The sequence below is a fragment of the Xanthomonas sp. NCPPB 1128 genome, from assembly GCF_001043115.1.
Taxonomy (GTDB): domain Bacteria; phylum Pseudomonadota; class Gammaproteobacteria; order Xanthomonadales; family Xanthomonadaceae; genus Xanthomonas_A.
On the sequence record NZ_LFME01000023.1, the window covers coordinates 73131 to 81721 of the forward strand.

At 69.4% G+C, this 8591-nt stretch carries 6 protein-coding genes; 2 read left to right on the top strand and 4 right to left on the bottom strand.

Features of this window, described 5'->3' with window-relative positions; all coding sequences use genetic code 11:
• Window position 1 precedes the first annotated feature (1 nt).
• The 4 genes from ACP93_RS14560 to ACP93_RS14575 form a co-directional block, all read right to left on the bottom strand.
• On the bottom strand, window positions 2-1243 hold the full coding sequence (locus ACP93_RS14560) for a ribosomal protein uL16 3-hydroxylase (protein WP_048491393.1): 1242 nt from the start codon (window positions 1241-1243) through the stop codon (window positions 2-4).
• Window positions 1244-1529: 286 nt separating this feature from the next.
• Window positions 1530-2132, bottom strand: a complete 603-nt coding sequence (locus ACP93_RS14565; protein WP_053069768.1) for a DUF3060 domain-containing protein — start codon at window positions 2130-2132, stop codon at window positions 1530-1532.
• Between the two features lie 67 nt (window positions 2133-2199).
• A complete protein-coding gene (purB, locus tag ACP93_RS14570) occupies window positions 2200-3567 on the bottom strand; it encodes an adenylosuccinate lyase (RefSeq protein WP_048491394.1) in 1368 nt (455 codons plus the stop codon).
• Window positions 3568-3810: 243 nt separating this feature from the next.
• Window positions 3811-5124 carry a hemolysin family protein gene (locus tag ACP93_RS14575; RefSeq protein ID WP_048491395.1) on the bottom strand — a complete coding sequence of 438 codons (1314 nt, stop codon included), beginning with the start codon at window positions 5122-5124 and terminating at the stop codon, window positions 3811-3813.
• A gap of 372 nt (window positions 5125-5496) precedes the next feature.
• Between ACP93_RS14575 and ACP93_RS14580 the strand changes: the two genes are divergently transcribed.
• Window positions 5497-6489, top strand: coding sequence for a YiiG family protein (locus ACP93_RS14580; RefSeq protein ID WP_048491396.1), 993 nt, complete (start codon window positions 5497-5499; stop codon window positions 6487-6489).
• Window positions 6490-6883: 394 nt separating this feature from the next.
• A complete protein-coding gene (locus ACP93_RS14585; RefSeq protein ID WP_048491397.1) occupies window positions 6884-8317 on the top strand; it encodes a class II fumarate hydratase in 1434 nt (477 codons plus the stop codon).
• Window positions 8318-8591 lie beyond the last annotated feature (274 nt).

Here is an 8591-nt window from a genome sequence, read left to right on the forward strand (position 1 = left end):
ATCAGGCCTCGTCGGCGTCTTCGTCGGTGGCGTCCTCGGCCTCCAGCGGCTGGTAGAAGCCGCCTTCGATCAGCTCCAGCAGGGTCTGCCTGCCTGCTGCCGACAGCGCCGCGTAGTCGGTGCCATCGATGTGTTCGGCCGCGGCCAGGCGCTTGGCGTCCTTGACCGGCAGCGCGAACTCCAGGCCGCTGCAGAACAGCATGGCGCCGCGGCTGGCACGCCGCCACGCCGGCCGCGCCCACGGATGCCGCTGCAGGACCAGGCCCTGTTCCAGCGCGGTGGCGATCTCCGCCGCCGGCGGCAGCCCGGTCGGCGGCAGGATCTCGCCGGCGGCGCGGTAGGTGGTGATGAAGCGGCCGAACCAGGCGCCCAGCTTGTCCGGATCGTTCATGCGCAGCGCGTTCAGCGCCTCGACCACGCGGCCCATCGCCGCCGCGTCGATCTCGTAGGGGTCGGCCGGTGCCTGCAGATCTTCGTCGTGGTAGCGCAGCGCCTCGTCGGCGCCGTCGATCAGGGTATCCAGGTAATCGGCGATCAGCTCGGCCGAGGACGGCGCGCGCATGCCCACCGAGAAGGTCAGGCAGGCGTCCTCGGCGACGCCGTGGTGCGGCACCAGCGGCGGCAGGTACAGCATGTCGCCTGGCCCCAGCACCCAGTCGTGGGTCGGGTCGAACTGGCGCAGCAGCTTCAGTTCCACGTCGTCGCGGAAGTCGGTCGGCGGCGCCGGGCGGCCCAGGGCGACGCTGGCATCGATCTGCCAGCGGCGGTGGCCGTGGGCCTGCAGCAGGAATACGTCGTAGTGGTCCACGTGCGCGCCGACCGAGCCGCCGCGCGCGGCGAAGCTGACCATCACGTCGTCCACCCGCCAGCGTGGCAGGAAGCGGAATTGCTCGAGCAGGGCGCGGATGTCCGGATCCCACTTGTCCACGTCCTGCACCAGCAAGGTCCAGTCGTGGTCGGGCATGCCGGGGAATTCGTGCTCCTGGAACGGGCCGCTGCGCACGCGCCAGCGGTCGTTGGCGCGGTCGTGCTCGATCAGCCGCGACAGCGCCGCCTCCTCGCAGGCCAGGCCGGCCAGGTCGCCCGGCTCGATCGGCGAGACGAAGTTGGGGAAGGCGTTGCGGATCAGCAGCGGGCGCTTGTGCCAGTAGTCGCGCAAGAAGGTCGCGGCGGGCATGCCCAGCGGTTGACCGGGGCGGGCGTGGAGTTCGAAGGCGGGAGTGGCGGTCTTGCGGGCAGCCATGGGCGGTGGGGTCCTTGCGACGCGGAAGGTAAGGGGCGGGCGCGCAGCGGCGCCCGCCGACCCCGCCATTGTCCGCCGGTTTGGCGCGTGGGGCCATCGCGCTGGCCCATGTGCCGCTGCGCGCGGATCGGGCAGTCATGCGGCGGTGCTGGCCGGGTGTCGCGACCGCGCATCGCGGGTGGCCACGTGCGCGCAGGCCATGGGGGCACCAGGCGCGCACGGGCTGAGCGATTGCGGCTACGCCCCGGTGTCGGTCCAGGCAGTGCTTGGCGCAGCGCCGATCGCGCTACTGGCTGAGGATGCGGTTGTCGCGGCCGCCGTCGTCGACGTGGGCGCTGCCGCTGCGCTGGACGATGGCATTGTCGTTGCCCTGCAGGGCGATGGTGTCGATCTCACTGGCCTGCAGCTGGTTCTGGTCGCCGGACACGTCCAGCGTGGCGATGCGCGCCATCTGCAGCCGGCCATGGCGGCCGAACAGCGCGACCTGCCCGGCATCGCCGCGCATGGTCACCTGGGCGTTGTCGCCGAGCACGCGCAGGGTGTCGGCCCGTTCGATCTGCAGGTTGCCGTTGCGCCCGAACAGGCTGACCGTGGCGCAGTGCCCGCGCAGCACCAGGGTGGCATCGCGGCCGACGATGTTCAGGTCGCGGCCGTCGCAATCGATCTCGCCGCTGGTCGAGGCCGCCATGCGGATCGGCGCCTCGGCGTCGCGCTCGTCGCCATCGGCAATGTCGCCGGCCGACGGCGCCGCCGCGATCGGCGGCGCGGCCTGCATGACCACGGTGCGCGCGGCGGCGGCATGCGCGCCATCGCCGGCCGGCGGGCGTGGCGCCTGCGCGCAACCGGCCAGGGCCAGCAGCGGCAGCGCAAACAACGGGATGCGTTTCATCGTGGGGCTCTGCTGTGGACCACCAGCATGCCCCTGGCCGATTAACCCAGGATGGATGGGACGTGGCTCAGATGCCGCGCGCCAGCCGCTCGGCCAGGCCGACGTAGCCGCCCGGGGTCAGCTCGCGCAGGCGCTGCTTGGCGTCCTCCGGCAGGTCCAGGGTCTCGACGAAGGCGCGCATCGAGTCGGCGGTGATGCCCTGGCCGCGGGTCAGCGCCTTGAGCTGCTCGTAGGGGTTGGGCAGGCCGTGGCGGCGCATCACCGTCTGCACGGCTTCGGCCAGCACTTCCCAGGCGGCGTCCAGGTCGGCGTCCAGGCGCTCCGGGTTCACGGTGAGCTTGCCCAGGCCCTTGGCCAGCGAGTCCAGCGCCACCTGGGTATGGCCGAAGGCGGTGCCGAGCGCGCGCAGCACGGTGGAGTCGGTGAGGTCGCGCTGCCAGCGGCTGATCGGCAGCTTGGCCGAGAAGTGCTCGAACAGGGCGTTGGCGATGCCGAAGTTGCCTTCGGCGTTCTCGAAGTCGATCGGGTTGACCTTGTGCGGCATGGTCGAGGAGCCGACTTCGCCTTCCTTGAGCTTCTGCTTGAAATAGCCCAGCGAGATGTAGCCCCAGATGTCGCGGGCCAGGTCGATCAGCACGGTGTTGGCGCGGCGGGTGGCGTCGCCCAGTTCGGCGACGTTGTCGTGCGGCTCGATCTGGGTGGTGTAGGGGTTGAACACCAGGCCCAGGCTTTCCACGAAGCGCTGCGCGAAGGCCGGCCAGTCGACGTCGGGATAGCTGGCGACGTGGGCGTTGTAGTTGCCGACCGCGCCGTTGATCTTGCCGGTCAGCTCGACCGCGGCGATCTGCCGGCGCTGGCGCTCGAGGCGCGCGACGACGTTGGCGATCTCCTTGCCCAGGGTGGTCGGCGAGGCGGTCTGGCCGTGGGTGCGCGACAGCATCGGCTGCGCGGCCTGCGCATGGGCCAGGGCGCGCAGCATGGCGATCACCGCGTCCAGGGTCGGCAGCAGCACCTCGCGCCGGGCCTGTTCCAGCATCAGCCCGTAGCTGAGGTTGTTGATGTCCTCGCTGGTGCAGGCGAAATGCACGAACTCCAGGGCCGGGCCGAGTTCGGCGTCGTCCTTGAGCTGCTCCTTGATGAAGTACTCCACCGCCTTGACGTCGTGGTTGGTGGTGCGCTCGATCTGCTTGACCCGCGCCGCGTGCTCCACGCCGAAGCGCTCGGCCAGCGCGCGCAGGCGCTGCGCCGCCGCCGGCGAGAACGCGGCCAGCTCGCCGATGCCCGGCTCGGCGCCCAGCGCCAGCAGCCATTCGATCTCCACCTTCACCCGCGCCTTGATCAGGCCGTATTCGGAGAAGATCGGCCGCAGGGCGTCGACCTTGCCGGCATAGCGGCCATCGAGCGGGGACAGGGCGAGCAGGGCGGAATCGGACATGGCGGGGCGTGGGGTGGTGTCGGCAGGGGGCGCCATTCTACGTCGGCGCGGCGTCCGTGGCCCGGGCTAGAGGGCCACGCCCTTCCCTGAGCCTGCCGCGCCGTGATTGCGCATGCCTATGACAAGGAGGCACGAGGACGCGGCCGCCCATCCACGCCCAAGTGATGACGCGGCCAGGGGCGCGCGCGACCACGGCCTTTCTGGTTAGGCGTGGCAGGCGCACCCCGGTGTCGCGCGGCACCCTTAGGAAGGGATGACAGACCCCAACCGCACCGTCACCGCCTGGATGCGGTGCCCGGCCATGCGCTTGACCGTGAACAGGTGCCCGTCGATCTGCAATTGCTCGCCTTCCTCGGGCAGGCGCTGCAGCTGGTGCACGATCAGCCCGCCGACCGAGTTGAGGTGCTCCGGCGCGCGCAGGTCGCCGCCGAGCAGGCGTTCGAGGCGGAAGATCGAGGTGGAGCCGGCCACCAGCACGCTGCCGTCGGCACCGCGGGTCGGCGCGTCCTTCACCACGTGCGGGTGCTCGTCCTCGATGTCGCCGACCACCACTTCCAGCAGGTCTTCCAGGGTGAAGTAGCCGAGGATGCGGCCGTGCTCGTCCACGCACAACGCCATGTGCGTGGCGCCGGTGCGGAAGCGCTCCAGTACCAGCGGCACCGGCGTCTCCAGCGCGATCAGATTGGCCGGGCGCAGCAGCGGGCGCAGGTCGTCGCTGCGGCGGCCGCGGGCGATCTCCACCAGCAGGTCCTTCATGTGCAGGATGCCGAGCACCTGCTCGCCGTCGCGGTCGAACCACGGGTAGCGGCTGTAGCGGCTCTCGGCGAACTCGGCCATCACCGCGTCCAGCGCCATGCCCTCGCGGAACCCGCGCAGGTGGTCGCGCGCGCGCATCAGATCGCCGGCCACCAGTTCCGGCAGCTCCAGCGCGTGGCTCATCAGGGTCAGTTCGTGATCGGGCGCGCCGCCGGCGGGTTGCTGGCGGCCGACGATCAACTTCAGTTCCTCGCGCGAGTAGCGGTGCGAGGCATGCTCGACCTCGCCCCAGCCCATCGCCTTCAACAGCGTGTTGGCGCTGTTGTTGAGCAGCCAGATCGCCGGATACATCGCCCAGTAGAACAGGTACAGCGGTGCGGCGGTCCACAGCGACATGCGCTCCGGGCGGCGGATCGCCATCGACTTGGGGGCGAGTTCGCCGAGCACGATGTGCAGAAACGAGATCACGCTGAAGGCGATGACGAAGGCGCTCAGGCGCGCGGCCTCCTCGCTCAGTCCCAGCAGGTCGAACAGCGGCTGCAGCAGGTGCGCGAAGGCCGGTTCGCCGACCCAGCCCAGGCCCAGCGAGGACAGGGTGATGCCGAGCTGGCAGGCGGACAGGTAGGCGTCGAGATGGCCGTGCACGTTGAGCAGCAGGCGGCCGCGCCAGCCATGGTGCTCGGCCAGGCCCACGGCCTGGGTATGGCGCAGCTTGACCAGGGCGAACTCGGCGGCGACGAAGAAGCCGTTGAGCAGCGCCAGCAGCATCGCCAGCGCCAGCAGCAGGAGGTTGCCGATCATGTGCGTTCCCCGGCGCGCGCCGCTGGCGCGTCATCGCGCCGGGCGGGAGAGGTGGAAACGGCGGGGTGCGTGGCCCGGCGCAGCATGCGCCGGCATCTACAGTCTGAGTCGTCGCCCATGGCGGCGTGAGAGTTCCATCGGTGATACGTCGCAGCAGTCTAGCCGATGCCCCGCGGTGGTGGCACCTGCACGCGCCGTCTCGCGTATTCGGTCACAAGGCAGCGCAGCGACATGCACCATGGATCAGCGCGCACAACCGCCGTTACGAATCCCCAATCCCCACTCCCGAATCCCCGCACTCAACCATCACGCCGCCACGATCTTCGCGTTTGCTAGACTTTCTGTAACCGTTTTCAGTCCCGACATTCCCCCATGAACTCTTCTTTGCGTCTTGCGGCGCTGGCCGCCGCTGTGTCCGTTTTCCTCACCGCCTGTGGCGGCAAGCCCTCGGCCACGCCGACCGACGCCGATGCCAGCCATGCTCCCGCAGACGCTGCCGCCGACGAAGCGGACCAGGCGCTGACCAGCAAGCTCAACGCCTACATCGAATGCTTCAACAAGGTCGATGGGCGCATCCACGAAGGCGCGCAGCAGTACATCCGCTGGATGGCCGACCCCAAGGCCGGCCCCACCGGCAAGGAAACCAGCGTGTACGGGCCCGCCCCGATCGACGAGTACGCGATGAAGCTGTGCGATGCGCCGATGACCCAGGCGATCGCGGCCAAGCCGGCGTTGCCGGCGCTGGATGCGGCGGCGAAGCGCTACCTCACCGCCTTGAAGACGCTGCAGCCGCTGGCCAACCAGGCGCGCGACTACTACGACCGCGAGGACTACCAGGACGACCAGTTCGCCAAGGGCAAGCAACTGCATGCGCCGCTGATGGCCGCGCTGTCCGAATTCCACGAGGCCAGCGAGGCGTTCAGCCACGAACTGGACGCGCAGAACGACGCCGCGCAGCGCGAGCAGCTGAAAGCGATGGAGAAGGCCGAGGGCCGCACCCGCGACTTCTACCGGCTGTCGATGATGCTCGATGCCAAGGACATCGTCGGCCTGATGCAGGACGATGACTTCGACACCGCCAAGGCCACCACGCTGGTGGCCGGCTTCAACAGCCTGTCCGACGAGGCGCACGCCAAGGTCGCCAACCAGGAGCCGGGCAAGTCCGACTGGAGCGGTTTCGAGACCGCCGCGGAGAACTTCCGCAAGGAATCCAAGGCGCGGATCAAGCGGGTGGCGGAAAAGATTCCGTACAGCGCATTCGAGCAGCGCTCGCTGGACAATCCGATCGTCGCGCCGGAAGGCTCCCCGGCACGCTTGATGAAGAGCTATAACGACCTGGTGTTCCAGAGCAACCGCCAGCGCTGAGCGTGCGGGCCGGCGGCGCAAGCCGCCGGTCCCGTCGGCGCCGTCGCCACGTCGGCAACGGCATGCGGTCTTCACGTTTTTCGCCGACACATGCGCACGGTTCGGCCCGTCCGCGTCAGGCGACCAGCGCGCCCGCCGCACGCGCCATCATTCGCCGCGCCATTGCCTGGCTCCGTGGATCCGATGCGTCACCACGTGCGCCTGCCGACCGAGGCAGCCCGCCGCGTTTCGCACGCCTCCAGACATTCCTAACATCCGCCGGCGCACACTTGCTGACGCCGGGCGCTGCGCCGCGGATAATGCGCACGCCAGCCGCAGTCCCGCCAGCCTGCCTCCCCCGACGTCCGACGACGGCGCCGATGGATTCCTTTTTTGCAGATGCGGAGATTGCGCAATGAGTGACAAATTCAGGGTCGAACACGACAGCATGGGCGAACTGCAGGTGCCCGCCGATGCCTTGTGGGGGGCGCAGACCCAGCGTGCGGTGCAGAACTTTCCGGTGTCCGGGCAGCCGATGCCGCGCGGCTTCATCCGCGCGCTGGGCCTGATCAAGGCCGCCGCGGCCGGCGTCAATGCCGACCTGGAGTTGCTGCCCAAGGCCGTCGCCAAGGCGATCCAGGCCGCGGCGCTGGAGGTGGCCGACGGCCGCCACGACGCGCAGTTCCCGATCGACATCTACCAGACCGGATCGGGCACCTCGTCGAACATGAACGCCAACGAGGTCATTGCCACGTTGGCCAACCGCGCCGCCAAGGGCGAGGGCAAGAACGGCAGCAAGGCGCTGCCGACGGTGCATCCGAACGACCACGTCAACCTCGGCCAGAGCTCCAACGACGTGGTCCCCACCGCGATCCGTGTCGCCGCGCTGCTGGCCGCGCGCGAGCACCTGCTGCCCTCGCTCAAGCACCTGCGCAAGACGATCGACAAGCGCGCCAAGCAACTGCAGGGCGTGGTCAAGACCGGCCGCACCCACCTGATGGACGCGATGCCGCTGACCTTCGGCCAGGAGTTCGGCGCCTGGTCGGCGCAACTGGTGTCGGCGCAGGCGCGCATCGACGACAGCCTCAAGCGCCTGCGCCGGCTGCCGCTGGGCGGCACCGCCATCGGCACCGGCATCAACGCCGATCCGCGCTTCGGCGGCAAAGTCGCCAAGGCCTTGTCGGCGCTGACCGACTGCACCTTCGAGAGCGCCGAGAACAAGTTCGAGGGTCTGGCCGCGCAGGACGATGCGGTGGAACTGTCCGGCCAGCTCAACGCGCTGGCGGTGGCGCTGATCAAGATCGCCAACGATCTGCGCTGGATGAATGCCGGTCCGCTGGCCGGCCTCGGCGAGATCGAGTTGCCGGCGTTGCAGCCGGGCAGCTCGATCATGCCGGGCAAGGTCAATCCGGTGATTCCCGAGGCCACGGTGATGGCCTGCGCGCAGGTCATCGGCCACCACACCGCGATCACCGTGGCCGGGCAGACCGGCAACTTCCAGTTGAACGTGACCCTGCCGCTGATCGCAGCCAACCTGCTGGAGTCGATCCACCTGCTGGGCAATGTGTCGGTGCTGCTGGCCGATTCGGCGATCGCCGGGCTCAAGGTGCGCGAGGAGCGGGTGCGCGAGGCGCTGGACCGCAACCCGATCCTGGTCACCGCGCTGAACCCGATCATCGGCTACGAGAAGGCCGCGGCGATCGCCAAGCGCGCCTACAAGGAGAACCGGCCGGTGCTGGAGGTGGCCAAGGAGGACAGCGGCCTCGGCGAGGACGAACTGCGCCGGCTGCTGGACCCGGCGGCACTGACCGAAGGCGGCATTCACGCAGGCGCGGGTGGGGGCGGCTGAGTCGCGCCAGCGCTGCAAGCAGGCCTGGCACGGCCGTGTGGTCGTGCCAGGCGCAGCAGACGATCGCATGGTGAAAGCAGTCGGGACTGAAGTCCCTCCCACATTTCACCCAGACACCTCGCCGCAAACTCCCGTAGGAGCGGCTTTAGGGCACCTCTAAAAACCTCGGCTTTGGCATCATTGGCTTAAAGGACACGCCGAGGAGGCCATGATGATCAGCCTGTTTGCCGGTCACGAACGGGAAGCCAAGCGGCAGCAGATCGGCGATCCGCTG